The sequence below is a fragment of the Brachybacterium sp. GCM10030267 genome, from assembly GCF_042666875.1.
Lineage (GTDB): Bacteria > Actinomycetota > Actinomycetes > Actinomycetales > Dermabacteraceae > Brachybacterium.
Map to the genome: position 1 here is coordinate 133,969 of NZ_JBHTCX010000010.1, position 15,951 is coordinate 149,919.

Annotated in this window: 13 protein-coding genes and 1 tRNA gene; 4 read left to right on the top strand and 10 right to left on the bottom strand. The window is 70.4% G+C overall.

Translation table 11 applies throughout. From position 1 onward, the window contains the following. Positions 1-7: 7 nt before the first annotated feature. The 6 genes from ACFQS2_RS08855 to ACFQS2_RS08880 all read right to left on the bottom strand — a co-directional run bounded on the left by ACFQS2_RS08855 (position 8) and on the right by ACFQS2_RS08880 (position 6,356). Positions 8-1,336 carry a TRAP transporter large permease gene (locus ACFQS2_RS08855; RefSeq protein ID WP_377793417.1) on the bottom strand — a complete coding sequence of 443 codons (1,329 nt, stop codon included), beginning with the start codon at positions 1,334-1,336 and terminating at the stop codon, positions 8-10. A 2-nt stretch (positions 1,337-1,338) separates the two neighbouring features. Next, positions 1,339-1,920: a TRAP transporter small permease gene (locus ACFQS2_RS08860; RefSeq protein WP_377793418.1), complete on the bottom strand. Its 582-nt coding sequence runs from the start codon at positions 1,918-1,920 to the stop codon at positions 1,339-1,341. Beyond that, positions 1,920-3,002, bottom strand: coding sequence for a TRAP transporter substrate-binding protein (locus tag ACFQS2_RS08865; RefSeq protein ID WP_377793419.1), 1,083 nt, complete (start codon positions 3,000-3,002; stop codon positions 1,920-1,922). Before ACFQS2_RS08865 ends, ACFQS2_RS08860 begins: the two co-directional genes overlap by 1 nt. 278 nt (positions 3,003-3,280) lie before the next feature. Further along, on the bottom strand, positions 3,281-4,930 hold the full coding sequence (gene groL, locus ACFQS2_RS08870) for a chaperonin GroEL (protein ID WP_377016135.1): 1,650 nt from the start codon (positions 4,928-4,930) through the stop codon (positions 3,281-3,283). A 382-nt stretch (positions 4,931-5,312) separates the two neighbouring features. Then, on the bottom strand, positions 5,313-5,930 hold the full coding sequence (locus tag ACFQS2_RS08875) for a LytR C-terminal domain-containing protein (protein ID WP_377793420.1): 618 nt from the start codon (positions 5,928-5,930) through the stop codon (positions 5,313-5,315). A 96-nt stretch (positions 5,931-6,026) separates the two neighbouring features. Next, on the bottom strand, positions 6,027-6,356 hold the full coding sequence (locus ACFQS2_RS08880; RefSeq protein ID WP_377793421.1) for a DUF3263 domain-containing protein: 330 nt from the start codon (positions 6,354-6,356) through the stop codon (positions 6,027-6,029). Between the two features lie 77 nt (positions 6,357-6,433). Between ACFQS2_RS08880 and ACFQS2_RS08885 the strand changes: the two genes are divergently transcribed. Then, positions 6,434-7,117 carry a uracil-DNA glycosylase gene (locus tag ACFQS2_RS08885; RefSeq protein WP_377793422.1) on the top strand — a complete coding sequence of 228 codons (684 nt, stop codon included), beginning with the start codon at positions 6,434-6,436 and terminating at the stop codon, positions 7,115-7,117. Positions 7,118-7,198: 81 nt separating this feature from the next. Here the strand turns inward: ACFQS2_RS08885 and ACFQS2_RS08890 are convergent, their stop codons facing one another. Further along, the gene (locus ACFQS2_RS08890) at positions 7,199-7,885 is read right to left on the bottom strand and encodes a hypothetical protein (protein ID WP_377793423.1); all 687 of its coding nucleotides are present in this window, start codon (positions 7,883-7,885) and stop codon (positions 7,199-7,201) included. Between the two features lie 126 nt (positions 7,886-8,011). On the opposite strand from ACFQS2_RS08890, the gene treS reads away from it, so the two are divergent. Together treS and ACFQS2_RS08900 are read left to right on the top strand one after the other, a co-directional pair. After that, on the top strand, positions 8,012-9,811 hold the full coding sequence (treS, locus tag ACFQS2_RS08895; protein WP_377016125.1) for a maltose alpha-D-glucosyltransferase: 1,800 nt from the start codon (positions 8,012-8,014) through the stop codon (positions 9,809-9,811). Between the two features lie 276 nt (positions 9,812-10,087). Then, complete coding sequence (locus ACFQS2_RS08900; RefSeq protein ID WP_377793424.1) at positions 10,088-11,362, top strand: hypothetical protein; 1,275 nt, start codon at positions 10,088-10,090, stop codon at positions 11,360-11,362. Between the two features lie 299 nt (positions 11,363-11,661). On the opposite strand, the gene ACFQS2_RS08905 is transcribed toward ACFQS2_RS08900, so the two are convergent. The 3 genes from ACFQS2_RS08905 to ACFQS2_RS08915 form a co-directional block, all read right to left on the bottom strand. Next, a tRNA-Thr gene (locus ACFQS2_RS08905) sits at positions 11,662-11,733 on the bottom strand. A 114-nt stretch (positions 11,734-11,847) separates the two neighbouring features. Next, positions 11,848-12,663, bottom strand: coding sequence for a DsbA family protein (locus tag ACFQS2_RS08910; RefSeq protein ID WP_377016115.1), 816 nt, complete (start codon positions 12,661-12,663; stop codon positions 11,848-11,850). A 192-nt stretch (positions 12,664-12,855) separates the two neighbouring features. Then, positions 12,856-15,045, bottom strand: coding sequence for a protein kinase (locus ACFQS2_RS08915; protein WP_377793425.1), 2,190 nt, complete (start codon positions 15,043-15,045; stop codon positions 12,856-12,858). A gap of 208 nt (positions 15,046-15,253) precedes the next feature. On the opposite strand from ACFQS2_RS08915, the gene ACFQS2_RS08920 reads away from it, so the two are divergent. Beyond that, positions 15,254-15,937: an AIM24 family protein gene (locus ACFQS2_RS08920; RefSeq protein WP_377016111.1), complete on the top strand. Its 684-nt coding sequence runs from the start codon at positions 15,254-15,256 to the stop codon at positions 15,935-15,937. The last annotated feature ends 14 nt before the right edge of the window (positions 15,938-15,951 follow it).

Genomic DNA, 15,951 nt, shown 5'->3' on the forward strand with positions numbered 1-15,951 from the left:
GGCACCCTCACTCGCTGGACATCCCCAGCAGGTCGGGCAGGAACAGGGAGATCTGCGGGACGAACACGACCAGCAGCAGCCCGGCCACCAGCGGCACGTAGAACGGCAGCAGGCGGCGGATGACCGGCTCGACCTTGACCCGCCCGATCCGGGCGCCGACGAACAGGATCACGCCGACCGGCGGGCTGATCGTCCCCAGGCACAGGTTGAAGGTGATCATCATGCCGAAGTGGATCGGGTCGATCCCGAGCCCCTGAGCCACGGGCAGGAAGATCGGTGTGAAGATCAGGATCGCCGGGGTGGGATCCATGAACATCCCCACCAGCAGCAGCGCCAGCATCATCAGCAGCAGGATCACCGTCGGTGAGGTCGAGACGCCCAGCAGCGCCTCGGCGATGGACTGCGGGATCGTCGCGTAGGCGAGGACCCAGCTGAGCACCGAGGAGACCGCGATCAGGAACAGCACCACGGCGGTCGTCCGGGTGGCCGCGAGGAACACCTCCGGCAGCTTCCTCACGGTGAGCTGACGGTAGATGAACCCGAGGATCAGCGAGTACACCACGGCGATCACCGCGGACTCGGTCGCGGTGAAGACACCGGCGAGAAGACCGCCGATGACGATCACGATCATGAACACGGCGGGGATGGCGCGCAGCAGGGTCAGCACGCCGAGCCGCAGGCCCACGCCGCCCGTCGCACCGCCGCCGTCGTGGCCCACCAGGGACCGCCGCCGCAGCGCCACCAGCAGCACCGTGGCCACGCACGCCAGGACCCACACCAGGCCCGGACCGTAGCCGGCGGCGAACAGGGTGGCCACCGATGTCGAGGAGACCAGCGAGTACACGATCAGCGTGTTCGAGGGCGGGATGAGCATCCCCGAGGGCGCGGAGGCCACGTTGACCGCGGCGGCGAAGGCCGGGTCGTACCCGTCCTTGCGCTGGCGTGGACCGAGGATCCCTCCCACTGCGGCCGCCGACGCGACGCCGGCGCCGGAGACCGAGCCGAACAGCGCATTGGCGACCGCGTTGGTCTGCGCCAAGGAGCCCGGCATGCGCCCCACCAGGACCTTGGCGGCGTCGATCAGGCGGGCGGCGACGCCGCCGGTGTTCATCAGCTGACCGGCGAGCACGAAGAACGGGATCGCGAGCAGGGTGAAGGAGTTCGCGCCGGTGAACATCCGCTGGGCGGAGACGAACACGGCCGGCTCGGGGCCGACGACGGCCAGCAGCGCGATGACGGAGGGCAGGCCGATCGCGATCGCGATCGGCGCGCCGACCGCGATCAGGATGACGACGCCGATGATGAGGATGATGCTGGCCAGGAGTGCCGGATCCATGGTCACCGCCCCTTCGTGTCGTCGTCGGTGTCGGCCGCTCGGGCGGCGCCCGTCGGGAGCGCCGCGTCCTCCGGCCCCGCAGGCGGCTCGTCGCCGGCCTCCGCGGTGGGCTCGAGCCGCTCCCCGCGGACCACACGGACGAGATCCTCGGTCGCCAGGGCCGCGATCATGAGGCCTGCGATGGGCAGCGCCAGGTACATCTGGCCGACGGAGAAGGGGAAGCCGGGGATGGTCTGCTCCCAGGAGATCGCCGTGCCGCGCAGCCCGCCCCAGACCATCGCCAGCAGGCTGAACAGCAGGGTGGCCAGCTGGACCAGGATGCGGAAGAGGTGCTGGAGGCGCTGCGGTGCTCGTTCGGCGATGATGTCGACCGCGACGTGGCCGCGTTCGCCGAAGACCAGCGCCATGGCGAACAGGCCCAGCCAGACGAACATGTACTGCGCGGTGGTCGTCGTCCAGGCGCTGGGGCTCTGGAGGACCTGGCGGGTGAAGACCTGCCAGACCACCACGAGTACGAGCACCGCGAACAGCGCGATGCACAGGACCTTGAGGGCGGCGAGGAGTCCGGATCGTGCTCGTGCCATCACGGCGCCTCCTCGGATGCGGCGCGGATCGCCTCGTACATCGCGATGTCCGCCTCGTCCTGGAGGATCGCGTAGCCGGTCTCCTCGATGATCGGCGCGAACGCTGCGGGATCTGGCTCGTGGATCTCCACCCCGCGCTCGCGCATCTGCTCGGTGGCCTTCTCCGTCTCCTGCCGCCAGATCTCCACGAACGCGTTCTGGGTCTCGGTGAACGTCTCTCGCAGCGCGCGCGAGTCCTCGGGGCCCATCTCCTCGAGCAGGTCGGTATTGGCCAGGAAGAAGTCGAAGCCGATGAGGTGATTGGTCAGCGTGTAGTGTGTGGCGACCTCGTAGTGGCGCTGGGTGACGTAGCTGATCTCGTTGTTCTCGGCGCCGTCGAGCACACCGGCCTGCAGGCCGGTGTAGACCTCGCTGTAGGCCATCGGGGTGGGGACCCCGCCCATGGCGTTGATCAGGTCGAGGAAGATCTTCGACTCCTGCACCCGGATCTTCAGCCCCGAGAGGTCGTCGGGGGATTCGATCGGGCCCGGGGCGGTGTAGAGGTGGCGGCTGCCCTGGGTGAAGCCTCCGAGCACCGTCAGCCGCATGTCGGGTTCGAGGGAGGTGAACAGCTCCCCCACGATCGAGTCGTCGAGCATCACCCGGTTCTGGTGGTCCATGTCGTCGAAGACGCCGGGGACGTTCATCGGCAGGAACCGGGGCGAGGAGTTCTCGATCTGGGTCCCGGAGATGACCGCCATGTCGATCGCGCCATCCGAGACGAGCTGGACGGTCTCCTGCTGATCGCCGAGCGAGTTGTTCGCATAGACGCGCACGCCCCACCGGTTGTCCGTCGCGCCGGCCAGGCGCTCCCCGAAGTCGAGCAGGGCCCCGTAGCTGGGATGGTCCTCGGCCTGGCCGAGCGAGACGGACAGGATCCGGTCGACGTCGGTGACTGCTCCGGCGCGGGAGACGCAGCCTCCCAGGAGCGCTGTTCCGGCACCGGCCACGGGCAGCGCCGTCAGGAATCCACGACGCCCGAAGCCTTTCCCGGGTGGCCGCTCTCCCGCGGTGGCGCGGGGGACGTCTCGTCGACGAGACATCGTTGTTCGCACTGCATTCCTCCTCGAATGGACATGCCGCGGCGCTCGGGGCGCGATGTGCGCACCCCGAGGGCCGTGAAGCCGGATCAGCGTGCCAGGCGCGCAGAATCCGGCATCAACCCTTGCCACGCGTTGCCGGGGCCGGGGCCGGCAGGGACGCGGACATGCCCGGGACCGGAGCATGCGAAGGGCCCCGACCCTCCCTCAGGAGGATCGGGGCCCTGCACTCGCACGGGACGAGCGACACGGGATGAGCCGTGCGGCAAATGATCAGGAGATCACATCATGCCGCCCATGCCTCCCATACCGCCCATGCCACCCATGTCGTCGCCGCCACCGCCGGCCGGCGCCTTGGGCTCCGGCTTGTCGGCCACGACGGCCTCGGTGGTCAGGAACAGGCCCGCGATGGACGCGGCGTTCTGCAGCGCGGAGCGGGTGACCTTGACCGGGTCGATGATGCCGGCCGCGACCAGGTCCTCGTACTCGCCGGTGGCGGCGTTGAGGCCGTGGCCGACGGGCAGGTTCTTGACCTTCTCGGCCACGACGCCGCCCTCGAGACCGCCGTTGACGGCGATCTGCTTGAGCGGGGCCTCGACGGCGACCTTGACGATGTTCGCGCCGGTCGCCTCCTCGCCGGTGAGCTCCAGCTTGTCGAAGGTGTCCTTACCGGCCTGCAGCAGCGCCACGCCACCACCGGCGACGATGCCCTCGTCGACAGCGGCCTTCGCGTTGCGCACAGCATCCTCGATGCGGTGCTTGCGCTCCTTGAGCTCGACCTCGGTGGCCGCGCCGGCCCGGATGACGGCCACGCCGCCGGCCAGCTTCGCCAGGCGCTCCTGGAGCTTCTCGCGGTCGTAGTCCGAATCCGAGTTCTCGATCTCGGTGCGGATCTGAGAGACGCGGCCGGCGATGCGCTCGGCGTCGCCGGAGCCCTCGACGATCGTGGTCTCGTCCTTGGTCACGACGATCTTGCGAGCCTGGCCCAGCAGGTCCAGCTCGGCGGTCTCCAGCTTGAGGCCGACCTCCTCGGAGATGACCGTGCCGCCGGTGAGGATCGCCATGTCCTCGAGCATCGCCTTGCGGCGGTCGCCGAAGCCGGGAGCCTTGACGGCCACGGACTTGAAGGAGCCGCGCAGCTTGTTGACCACGAGCACCGCGAGGGCCTCGCCCTCGACATCCTCGGAGATGATCGCCAGCGGCTTGTTGGACTGGATGACCTTCTCCAGCAGCGGCAGCAGGTCCTTGACCGAGGAGACCTTCGAGCTGAGCAGCAGGATGTAGGGATCCTCCAGGACCGTCTCCTGGCGATCGGAGTCGGTGACGAAGTAGGGCGAGATGAAGCCCTTGTCGAACCGCATGCCCTCGGTGAGCTCCAGCTCGAGGCCCATGGTGTTGGACTCCTCGACCGTGATCACGCCTTCCTTGCCGACCTTGTCGAGGGCTTCGGCGATGAGCTCGCCGATGGCCGGGTCGGCCGCCGAGATGGCGGCGGTGTTGGCGATCTGCTCCTTGGTCTCGACCTCGTGGGCCTGGGACAGGAGGGTCTCGGAGACCGCGGCGACGGCCTTCTCGATGCCGCGCTTGAGCGCCATCGGGCTGGCGCCGGCGGCGACGTTGCGCAGGCCCTCCTTGACCAGGGCCTGGGCGAGGACGGTGGCGGTGGTGGTGCCGTCACCGGCGATGTCGTCGGTCTTCTTGGCGACTTCCTTGACGAGCTCGGCGCCGATCTTCTCGTAGGGATCGTCGAGTTCGATCTCCTTGGCGATCGACACGCCGTCGTTGGTGATGGTGGGGGCGCCCCAGGACTTCTCGAGCACGACGTTGCGGCCCTTGGGGCCGAGGGTGACTCGGACGGCGTCGGCGAGCTGGTTCATACCCCGCTCGAGGCCGCGCCGGGCCTCCTCGTCGTAAGAGATGAGCTTGGCCATTGTGGAATCTCTCCCGTGTGGTGTGGTGTCCACCCGACCCTCGTGCCCGCGACGGACGGCACCCCACGCCGTGTTCATGTCCCACGGCGCCGGATCCCTCACGGGGCCGGAATGTTGGTGGCCGGCGAAGCAGCGGACTGCTCCCCGGACAGGCTCACGACTCTCGAGGGCGGCCTCGCCGATCGGCGCTGTCACTCTCGATCATCGAGTGCCAGATCATCATAAGCACTCCGACCCGGAGAGTGCTAACCCTGGGCGGCTTCTTCTGGCAGCGGAACCTCCGGGGAGTCCATTCGCCCGACGATGCAGAATGCGCGCCGCCCTCCCGGATCGGGGGTCGACGCGCGCCCTGCATGCGTGAGAGGCCTTCGGCCTGCGGGATTCAGCCCTCGCCGCCGTCCTCGCCGCCGCCGTCCTCGCCCTCGGCGTCCGCGCCGGGTTCGTCGACAGCCACGAAGGTGATGCGTGCGTCGTACTCATCGCTCTGACGGGCCTCCCCGGCACCGACCTGCTGGGCGAGTGCCTGCGCGCTCTCGGCGTCGGCCTCGTCGCGGTAGAACACGACGGGCTCCTCCTGCGTGTTGTCCGCGGTGGCGACGCCGACTTCCGTCCATCCCTCGCCCTCGAGGGTCTCCTCCCAGGTTCCGGCCAGCCCGTTGATGCCGCCGGCATTGACGACCAGCACGGGAGTGGACAGATCCGGCTCCGGGGCCGGCTCCTCCTCGGTGGTCGCCTCCTCGCCGTCGGCGGGGGCCTCCTCGCTGGACTCGCTCGCGGCGGGTGTGGTGGGGTCCTCGGCCCGCTCGTCCCCGTTGCCGCCCATGCCGCCGATGAGGAAGAGCAGCACGACCAGCATCACCACGGCAGCGCCGATGATGATGATGTAGAGCAGGTTCTGGCGCCAGAACGGCTCCTCGGCGCGGTGGGCGCCGTGGAAGGAGGCGCTGTCCGCCTCCTCGTCGAAACGGTCCGGCGGGTAGGGATACTGGGAATCAGCCACGGCCCCATTAAACCTGCTCCGGGCGGCAGGTTGTCGGAGCACACGCCCCGCACGTCGGGTCGGCACGGACCCGCCTCGGCCCGGGTCGGTCCTCGCTCAGGCCACGCGATCGGCGCCGCGCGCAGGGGCGGCGCCGTGCTCGGAGGTGCGCTGCGAGCGCAGCCGGTTCACCAGCGCCGGGGCCGCCCTCAGCGCCGCCGGCTCGTCGAGCAGCGTGTTCAGCCTCACGTAGTAGCCGACCTTGGAGATCCCGATCTCCTCGCGGATCGCGCGCTCCTTGGAGCCGACGTAACGGAAGGTCCGCGATTCCAGGGCGAGGATGCGCTGATCCAGGTCCGACAGCTCCGAGGAGGCGGTCGGCGGGGCGTCCTGCGAGCCCTGACGGGCCGCGTCGGGCTCCGCAGAGGCGTCGTGGTCGGAAGGCATGGACCGACAGTACGGCTCCCGAGGCGCCGGTCATCGGCGGCGCGCCGCACCCCTGGCGAGGATGGAAGACTGGTCACATGCCGCAGCCGCTCACCGAGATCATCAGTGCCGATTGGGCCCGCGAACTGTCCCCGGTGGAGGACCGGATCCATGCCCTGGGCGAGTTCCTGCGCGCCGAGGTGGACGCCGGCCGGGGATACCTTCCCTCCGGCGACCGGGTGCTGCGCGCCTTCACCCGCCCGATGGCCGACGTGCGGGTGCTGATCGTCGGCCAGGATCCCTATCCGACGCCGGGACATCCGATCGGCCTGTCCTTCGCCGTCGAGCGCGATGTGCGTCCGCTGCCCCGGTCGCTCGCCAACATCTACGCCGAGCTCGAGGACGACCTGGGGATTCCCCGCGCCGTGCACGGGGACCTGACCGCCTGGCAGGACCAGGGGGTGCTCCTGCTGAACCGGGTGCTGACAGTGGCACCCGGCAGCCCCGCCTCCCACCGTCGGCGCGGGTGGGAGGAGGTCACCGAGCTCGCGATCCGCGCCCTGGTGGCACGCGGCGGTCCGCTGGTGGCGATCCTCTGGGGCCGCGACGCCCAGTCGCTGATCCCGATGCTCGGGGGCGTGCCGCACATCGCCAGCGCCCATCCCAGCCCGCTGTCGGCCTCCCGCGGCTTCTTCGGGTCCCGGCCGTTCTCGCGGGCGAACGCGCTGCTGGAGCAGCAGGGCGCCGCACCGATCGACTGGCGCGTGGAGCAGCCGGACTGACCCCGGGTCTGTCGCATCCCGGGGTCGGCGCAGTGCGTCCCGAGACGTGGGCCGGGCCGGGGCGGCCTGCGGACGGTGTCCCTACGCCCAGGCCCAGCTCTCCAGGATCTGCCGGAGCTCCGGGGAGATCTCCGTGCTGCCGTAGGTCTCCACGACGATCTGCATCACCTGGTCGCCGACATCGGCGCAGTAGGTCTCCGAGACCACGTCCTGGTCCTCATGCGTCCCGGTGGCGCGATAGGCTACGAGCTCCTGACCATCGAGCTCGACGGGATCGATCTCAGTGGCGTCGCCGGTCTCGTCCCAGCTGAAACCGAGGAACGCGGACTGCTGCTGGCACTCCGCCTGGGCGTGGAGGTCGCTCGAGAAGAGGTAGACGTCCAGAGAGTTGCCGGCGTAGGCCTCGTAGTCCTCCTCGTCGATCTCCTCGTCGCGCAGCTGGATGAGCAGCCCGGTCTCCGCCTCCTCCGAGGTGACCTCGCCCGCGACCCACCCCGCCGGGTACTCGAGGCTGAAGGTCTCCTCCTCGAGGCGCTGGGCCTGGGCGGCAGTGGTCTCCGTGCCCGATCCGTGGTCGCGTCTCTGCGTGGCGAGATAGATGACTCCGCCGGTCACGGCGAGCAGCAGCAGCACGATCACCAGCCCGGCGCAGCCGAGCATGACCCACATCCCCGTCCGCCGGCCCTGCTGCGGCCCCGCGGCCTCCGGCGGCGGCATCTGCCCGCCCGTCGGCACTCCCCCGTGCCCTGTGTGGGGTGGCTGCCCCATGGTCCCTCCTGCCCCCGAGATCGACACCCGCCGACGGCACCGCCCGCGGGTTCGGGACCATGGTACGGAGCGCACTAGTGTGGTGGCACGTCGAGCGACAGCCCGCCCTACCGCCGCGGAGGAACGATGCCCCTCAATGCCGCCCAGTTCTCCCCTCAGGGACCCGGGGTCGACTACGACCCCCACTGGTACCGCAAGGCCGTGTTCTACGAGGTGCTCGTACGCGGCTTCGCCGACGGCAACGGGGACGGCAGCGGTGACTTCACCGGCCTCATCGAGAGGCTCGACTATCTGCAGTGGCTGGGCATCGACTGCCTGTGGCTGCCGCCCTTCTTCGCCTCTCCGCTGCGCGACGGCGGCTACGACATCTCCGACTACGAGGCCGTCCTGCCCGAGTTCGGCTCGATCACCGACTTCGAACGCCTGGTCTCCGAGGCCCACCAGCGCGGGATCCGCGTGATCATCGATCTGCCCATGAACCACACCTCGGACAAGCATCCATGGTTCCTCGAGTCCCGCTCGGATCCCGAGGGGCCCTACGGTGACTTCTACGTGTGGTCCGACACGGACGAGAAGTACTCCGAGGCCCGCATCATCTTCGTGGACACCGAGGAGTCCAACTGGGCGTTCGACCCGGTGCGCCGCCAGTTCTACTGGCACCGCTTCTTCTCCCACCAGCCCGACCTGAACTTCGAGAACCCCAAGGTCCGCGAGGCCATGTTCGACGTGGTGAAGTTCTGGCTGGACAAGGGCGTGGACGGATTCCGGGCCGACGCCGTGCCCTATCTCTACGAGGAGGAGGGCACCGACGGCGAGAACCTCCCCGCCACCCATGAGTTCCTCGCCGAGCTGCGGGCCTTCGTCGATGCCCGCTGGCCCGGCAAGGTGATCATCGCCGAGGCGAACCAGTGGCCGCGCGACGTGGTCGCCTACTTCGGGACCGAGGAGCGGCCCGAGTGCCACATGTGCTTCCACTTCCCCGTGATGCCACGACTGTTCTACGCCCTGCGCGAGGGCAACGCCCGTCAGATCGTGGAGATCATGGCCGACACACCGGACATCCCCTCGGGTGCCCAGTGGGGCACGTTCCTGCGCAACCACGACGAGCTGACGCTGGAGATGGTCTCCGGTGAGGAGCGCTCGGCGATGCTCGGCTGGTACGCCCCCGACTCACGGATGCGCGCGAACGTCGGCATCCGCCGGCGGCTGGCTCCGCTGCTGGACAACTCCCGCTCCGAGCTGGAGCTGATCCACGCGATGCTGCTGTCGCTCCCCGGTTCACCGTTCCTCTACTACGGCGATGAGATCGCCATGGGTGACAACATCTGGCTCGATGATCGCGACGCGGTGCGCACGCCGATGCAGTGGACCCCGGACCGCAACGCCGGGTTCAGCGAGATCACCGACCCCGGCAAGCTCTACCTCCCGGTGATCCAGTCGCTGGTGTACCACTACGCCACCACCAACGTGGAGGCGGAGATGGCCCACTCCGGGTCGATGCTGCACTTCGTGCGGTGGATGCTGGCGGTGCGACGTGAGCACGACGCGTTCGGCATGGGCAGCTATCGCAACATCCCCGCCGACTCGGACCGGGTGCTGGCCTTCACCCGCACCTACGACGGCGCCGAGTACGGCGAGGACGCCGAGGAGCACGCCGAGACGCTGCTGTGCGTGTTCAACCTGGCCCCGCACCCCGTGACCACCACGCTCGAGCTGGGCGGGCTGGGCCGACGCACGGTGCGCGACCTGTTCGGCGGCCACGAGTTCCCGCCGATCAGCGACGACGGGAAGCTCATGGTCATGCTCGGTTCCCAGGGCTACTACTGGCTGAAGGTGCGCCCCCTCCATCCCGACGGGGAGCCGATGACGGTCACCACGGCACTGCCCGTCGTGCCCGAGGAGGAGGACGCCTCCTCGAGCATCTGATGCTAGCGGGCACGCGCTCCGTACGCGCGCGCCACAGGCCACAGGTCACAGGCCACACGGCGCACGCCGCACGCCGCACGCCACACGCCCCGACCCCGTTCGCGCGCTGGCGTGCACGCCCGCAGCCCTCGTGTGAGGCGCGACCGCCGACGTGCCTCTGCCCACGTCGCGACCATCGAGAACGCTCCGTTCGAGCGTCCCGGAGCCGGCGGCGGTATCGTGCGCGGTCGGTAAGGGTCCGATCCGGGCCGCGGTACGAGTGAACGGGAGGCGACGGTGACGACACCACGATCGAGGGCCGAGGAGGCCCAGGATCCGACCACGTCGCCGGAGCGGCTGCTGGAGATCACGCAGCGCCACCCCCAGCTCCACGGCCTCGTCGTGCGCAACCCGTCGTGCCCCGAGGTGGCACGTCAGTGGATCCTCGCGACCAACCCCTGGGCGAAGGACTCGTTCGACGCCGAGTCCGACACCGCTCCGACCCGTACGGTGCCCGCCGACAGCACGGAGTCCGACGACGAGGCAGCGACCCGCGAGGCGGCGACGGGGGCGAGCACCGCAGCCCTGCCGCCGCTGGCCGATGCGACACCTACTGCAGCCACACCGGCGGCAGCCAGTCCCACCGAGGACGACCCCTACGCCACCTCGGTGTGGGGCGATTTCGCCGACGCGGGCGGGTCAGAGGGAGGGGCATCGTCGCCGGCACAGCCCGGCCCGGCGGCCGGCCGCACCGGCGAGAGCCCCACCGTGCGTCTCGCCGCCGGCAGCTCCGCAGTACCGCTGGGCCAGACCAGCCCGGTGACCCCCGCCCCCGTGCCGGCGCAGCAGGCCCAACCGGGGCCACAGCCCCCGCCGCCGCAGAGCCAGCCGCAACCCCAGAACCCGTGGGGGCCTGCCGCCGCAGCTGGTGTCACCGGCGGCGCGGCGAGCGGCCCGGGGCCGCTCGAGGTCGGCACCGGCGGCGGCACCGCCCCGCCCGACGAGGATCCCCCGGATCGACGCCGCGCCTGGTTCGCCTGCGGCGGCTGCCTGGTGCTGGCCCTCATCCTGCTCGTGGTGGCAGGCCTCGTCGGCCGGGCCTGGCTGACCGAGGACTCCGGGGACTACGACCGCAGCACGGCGAGCCCGACAACCTCCGAGGAGCCCTCGGAGACGGCGGAACCCACCGAGGAGGAGACGACGGAGGAGGAGCCAGTCTCCCCCGCTCCCGAGGATGCCCAGGAGCTGGAGACGATCAGCTCGCCCACCGGGAACATCTCGTGCCGGCTCGGCGAGGACAGCGTCGGCTGCTCCCTCGACGAGGAGCACTACTCCGACGCAGGACTCGAGGACTGCGGCGACGAATCCTTCGCCATAGCGGTGGCCGCTGGTTCCCCGGTCCGCAACTGCGGGCAGACCTACGGCGGCAGCTCGCCCCAGACCCTCGAATACGGTCAGAGCGCCGTGAACGGCGATGTCGCGTGCACCAGCAGATCCGACGGGATGACGTGCTGGAACACGAAGACCGGCAAGGGATTCATGGTCAGCCGCTCGACGTACGAGACGTTCTGAGCGGCCCGGGCAGGTCAGTGCATGCAGGTCGCAGCTGCTCAGTCCCCGGCCAGGGACGCCACCGTCAGCACGGTTCCGCCGACCGCCGCGAAGATGCCGATTGATCTCTATCGGGATCCAGAAGCCGGAATGCGGCCGTGCCTGCCGATCACCCGGCGCCCGTCCTCAGGGACCTGAGCGATCATCTGATCGGCCTGGTCACGGCTGCGCGGGCGCAGGTGACAGGCACCTCACGGCATTCCCCCGATACTGATCGCCCCGAAAGCCATCCCGGCGTGGGGCGCCGTGGCGAGGTTTCGAGCTGGAGACGAGATTCGAACTCGCAACCGCCTGTTTACAAGACAGGTGCGCTACCGTTGCGCCACTCCAGCGGGTGGGGCCGGCCGACGAATCGACCGGCCCCGAAAGTGTAGAGCAGGTGGCCCGAGCGCTACCACGCGGTGAGCGCTACCACGCGCATCTGCCGGCTCGGCTGAGCTGGCCGCTCAGCCCTGGCCGGCGTCGGAGGCGCCGCCGGCGTCGGAGGCGGAGCTGCCGCCCGCGGCCAGCACCGCCTCTCGCAGGGCGCCCGGCGTGGACCAGTCCTCGAACGCTGTGCCGTCGATCGCGACGTAGGGGGTGCCGCCCCCGGCCTCCGCCCCGTAGGGATCGGCGACCTGTCGCACCCACGGCTGATAGGTGGCATCGGTGATGCAGCTCTCCACCTCCGCCGAGGCACCGGCTTCCTGCGCGTAGCCCCAGATCTGCTCGTCCGTGAGGCCGGCCGAGCCCTCGGCCGGCTGGTTGGCGAACATCAGCTGCTGGAAGGGGATCACATTGTCCGGGTTGTCCTCGTAGACGCACACCAGGGCGCTGGCCGCGCGGGAGGAGAAGTCACCGGTGGTCGACTGGGTGTCGAGCAGGCGGCGCGGGACCAGATGAAGCGTGGCCTCCTCGTTCTCCACCATGGTGGCGACGTCTTCGCCGTTGGTCTCCTCGAACTGCCCGCAATAGGGGCACATGAAGTCGAGGTGCAGCTCGACGACCGGCTTCCCGGAGTCCTCCGGGGCGCCGAGCTCCAGGTACGGCTGGTCGGCACTCATGCCCTCGGGGACCGCGACGGGGCCGGCCGGCTGCTGCGACTGGTAGATCAGGTAGCCGAGCCCGCCGAGGATGGCCAGTGCCACCACAGTGATCGCGGCGATGACCACCGTCCGTACCGAGCGCTGGCGGCGCAGCTCGGCCTGACGCTGTGTGCGCAGAGCCTCTCGCTGGGCCTCGCGGCGCTCCTGCGCGGACTTCGACGAACCGGACGCGGCCATGATGCTCCTTGCCCCCGGACCGGGGCTGCGGTGGAAGACAGGTCGCAGGGAGTTTAACTGCCCGAGTCTGAGCATTGCTGATCACGCCGACGCGGCTGCTGCCGGCGAGCGCCTGCACGTCGGCGCCGCCGGTGCGCTCGGCGTCACCGGTGCGCTCGGCGTCACCGGTGCGCTCGGTCTCGTCTGCGCGACTCAGCCGCGCCAGAGGCCGATGTCGTCCAGCCGTGGCCCGGCCGGGAAGGGGAAGTAGTCCACCATTGCCTCTCGCGCGAGCAGGGTCGTGACCACTGCGGCCAGCAGGAGCAGAAGGAGGCCCACCACCACGGCGCTCCAGACGAGGTCGGGCGCGGCCGCGTCCAGCATCCGGTGCGCGCCGGTGCGGGTGGTGCGGCTGCCCAGCCCGACCCACGTGATCAGCAGCGTCACCGTGATCGCGATGGCGAACGCGACCCCGTCGGGCGGTGGCGTGCCCTGGGCGAGGGTCCATGCCGCATCCACTGCGACGCCCACCAGCACACCCAGGATCAGGGGAAACAGCGCCTGCAGCGCCATCTCCAGCAGGCCGAGAACGAACCCGAACGGTGCGGAGAGACCGGCGGCCCACCGGGGACCCGCGCCCGTGGAGCCACGCAGACGCTTCCGCTCGACGGACCGGTGGGATCTCTCCCACGTGCGGGCGAGCGCGCCGAGCAGCAGCATCAGGGCCAGCGACACGTACGGAGCGACCGCGGCCAGGGTGATGATCAGCAGGTGCCCGATCCACACCAGCAGCGGCCTGCGGGGCGGCGGCACGGGCATGGGCGGCGCGCCGGCGCCGTACGGCGACTGACCCGGATACTGCGACTGGCCCGGGTACTGCGGCTGGCCTGCGGGCTGCGGGTGATCAGCGGGCTGCGTCGGTGCCGCGACCTGCTGCCCGGCATATGACTGGGGTGGATACGGCTGCTGGGCGTATGCCTGCGGCGGGTACGGCCGCTCGGCGTATGCCTGCCGCGTCGGAGAGGGCGGAATCGACTGCTGCGGGGCACGCTGCACGGGGCGTCCGGCGGCTCCCGCCGGCCCGGCGTGGTCCTGCCCGGTGGCGCTCTGCTCCGGGGCGGGCACGGCCGGGAACTGGCGGGTGGGTGGCCCTGTCACCGGCAGCATCTCCGTGGCAGGTTCGGACGGCGACTCGACGCGGGGCAGCGCCTCCGTGGGTGCCTCGACGGGAGTGCTCACGCGCGGGAGGCTCTGCGTCGCCCGCTCACCGTCCGGCACCGCCGGCAGCACCTCCGTGGCCGGGTCACCCTGTGCGCCGCCGGCCGGCCGGGCCTGCCGGCCGGTTCGAGCAGGGCCGGTGCCCTCGCCCGCGGAGCTGCCGACCGGCGCGGTGGCGTCCGTCTGCCCGGCGGCCTCCTGCTCGGCATCGGTCTGCCAGGCCGCATCGGCGCCCACGACGGGCAGGACCGCCGTACGACCGTTCGCATCGAGGGCCTCCGTCGGCCCCGGGTCGTCGTAGTAGCTCAGATCCAGCTCGGCCAGCCGCGCCAGCAGGTCGTCGGGATCCGGCCGCTGCGCGGGATCGGACTGCAGGGCCGATCGCAGCAGCTCGCCGAGCTCGCTCGGCATGCCCTCGAGGTCGATCTCGCCGCGCTCGGCGCGCAGGAACACCAGGTCCGCCCGGCCGCTGCCGTAGGGCTCGCGGCCCGTCGCGGCGAAGGCCAGCAGCGCGGCCCACGCCCACCAGTCCCCCGCCTCCCCGGCGCGGTCGGTGCGGATCACCTCGGGATCCAGATAGGCGGCCGTGCCCATCACCAGACCGGTCGAGGTCAGGCGGGACTCCTCCGCGGCGATCGCGATCCCGAAGTCGATGATCACCGGGTCCAGCCGGTCCCCGTCGGGATCGAAGACCGCCAGGTCCTCCTCGGAGGCGCCGCGCAGCAGGACGTTGCTGGGCTTGAGGTCGCGGTGGATCACGCCGGCGCGATGGATGTCGCGCAGGGTCTCGCCCATGACCAGGCCGAGCTCCCGCACTGCCTCCGGGTGCAGGCCGCCATGGGCGCGCACGGCATCCTCGAGCGTCGGCCCCGGGACGAACTCGGTGACCACGAAGGCGTCGGAGGAGTCCAGCTCCGCATCGAGGATCCGCACGATGTTCTCGTTGCGCACCAGCTTCTGGGCGGCGACCTCGCGCGCGAGGCGCTCACGGGCGCGAGGGTCATCGGAGATCTCGTGACGCAGCAGCTTCAGGGCGACGTCCCGTCCGTCCGCGTCGTGGGCCCGGTAGACGATGCCCATGCCGCCCGCGCCGATCCGGCCCAGGACCTCGTAGCCGGATTCCTCGGCCAGCGCCATCAGCCGCGGGTCACGGCGGGCGCTGCGGGAGGAATCGGTCTGAGCCATGAGCGCCATGCTACGAGGCGCCGCCTGACCTCCGGGTCATCCTCACCGGACCCGCACAGAGCCCGCACAGCGGCGCCGAAGCACCGCACGGGGAAGTCCGGCAATCCATTCCCGCCCGCCGTCCCGCGTGAGAAGATCCCCCTGCGGCGCGGTGGGCGCCGCCCTGCGACCCCGGGCAACCGCCCGGCTGCCGAGAGGAAGGGCCTCCATGCGCTCCAACTTGTTCGACGCCTCCAACCAGGAACGACAGACCAACGACCGGTGGGCGCTGCAGTCCTCCAAGCTGCTGCGCTGCGCGCTGAACCCGCAGGCGCCCGAGATCATCTCGGCCGCCGGCGCGATGGTCGCCTACCAGGGCCAGATGGACTTCTCCTACCAGGGCTCCGGTGGCGGCATGAAGCTGCTGAAGAAGATGGCCACCGGCGAGGGCGCGAACATGATGCGCACCACCGGCCACGGCGAGATCTTCTACGCCCGCCAGGCCAACGAGATCTTCCTGATCCAGCTCGAGGGCGAGGCGCTGACGCTGAACACGAAGAACATGCTGGCCTTCGACGGCTCCATCCAGTGGGACATCAAGTCCCTCGGCGGTGCGGGCTTCATGGCCGGCGGCCTGTTCAACCTGTTCCTGCAGGGCCAGGGCATGGTCGCGGTCACCTCTGACGGCCCGCCCATGCTGCTGGACTGCTCCCAGCAGCCCACGTTCGTCGATCCGCAGGCGGCGGTGTGCTGGTCCGCGAACCTCCAGCCGCAGATCAAGAACGACTTCAAGATGGGATCGCTGATCGGCCGCGGCTCCGGCGAGTCCTTCCAGCTCGGCTTCCACGGCCCGGGCTTCGTGGTGGTCCAGCCCTCCGAGGGCATGCCGGTGGTCAGCTCCTCCTCGTCCTGATCATCTGCTCGTCC

Excerpts from the sequence above, each read along its gene's own strand:
- ACFQS2_RS08855 (WP_377793417.1), bottom strand. The coding sequence starts at position 1,336 with ATGGATCCGGCACTCCTGGCCAGCATCATCCTCATCATCGGCGTCGTC.
- ACFQS2_RS08860 (WP_377793418.1), bottom strand. The coding sequence starts at position 1,920 with ATGGCACGAGCACGATCCGGACTCCTCGCCGCCCTCAAGGTCCTGTGC.
- ACFQS2_RS08865 (WP_377793419.1), bottom strand. The coding sequence starts at position 3,002 with ATGTCTCGTCGACGAGACGTCCCCCGCGCCACCGCGGGAGAGCGGCCA.
- groL (WP_377016135.1), bottom strand. The coding sequence starts at position 4,930 with ATGGCCAAGCTCATCTCTTACGACGAGGAGGCCCGGCGCGGCCTCGAG.
- ACFQS2_RS08880 (WP_377793421.1), bottom strand. The coding sequence starts at position 6,356 with ATGCCTTCCGACCACGACGCCTCTGCGGAGCCCGACGCGGCCCGTCAG.
- ACFQS2_RS08885 (WP_377793422.1), top strand. The coding sequence starts at position 6,434 with ATGCCGCAGCCGCTCACCGAGATCATCAGTGCCGATTGGGCCCGCGAA.
- ACFQS2_RS08890 (WP_377793423.1), bottom strand. The coding sequence starts at position 7,885 with ATGGGGCAGCCACCCCACACAGGGCACGGGGGAGTGCCGACGGGCGGG.
- treS (WP_377016125.1), top strand. The coding sequence starts at position 8,012 with ATGCCCCTCAATGCCGCCCAGTTCTCCCCTCAGGGACCCGGGGTCGAC.
- ACFQS2_RS08910 (WP_377016115.1), bottom strand. The coding sequence starts at position 12,663 with ATGGCCGCGTCCGGTTCGTCGAAGTCCGCGCAGGAGCGCCGCGAGGCC.
- ACFQS2_RS08915 (WP_377793425.1), bottom strand. The coding sequence starts at position 15,045 with ATGGCTCAGACCGATTCCTCCCGCAGCGCCCGCCGTGACCCGCGGCTG.
- ACFQS2_RS08920 (WP_377016111.1), top strand. The coding sequence starts at position 15,254 with ATGCGCTCCAACTTGTTCGACGCCTCCAACCAGGAACGACAGACCAAC.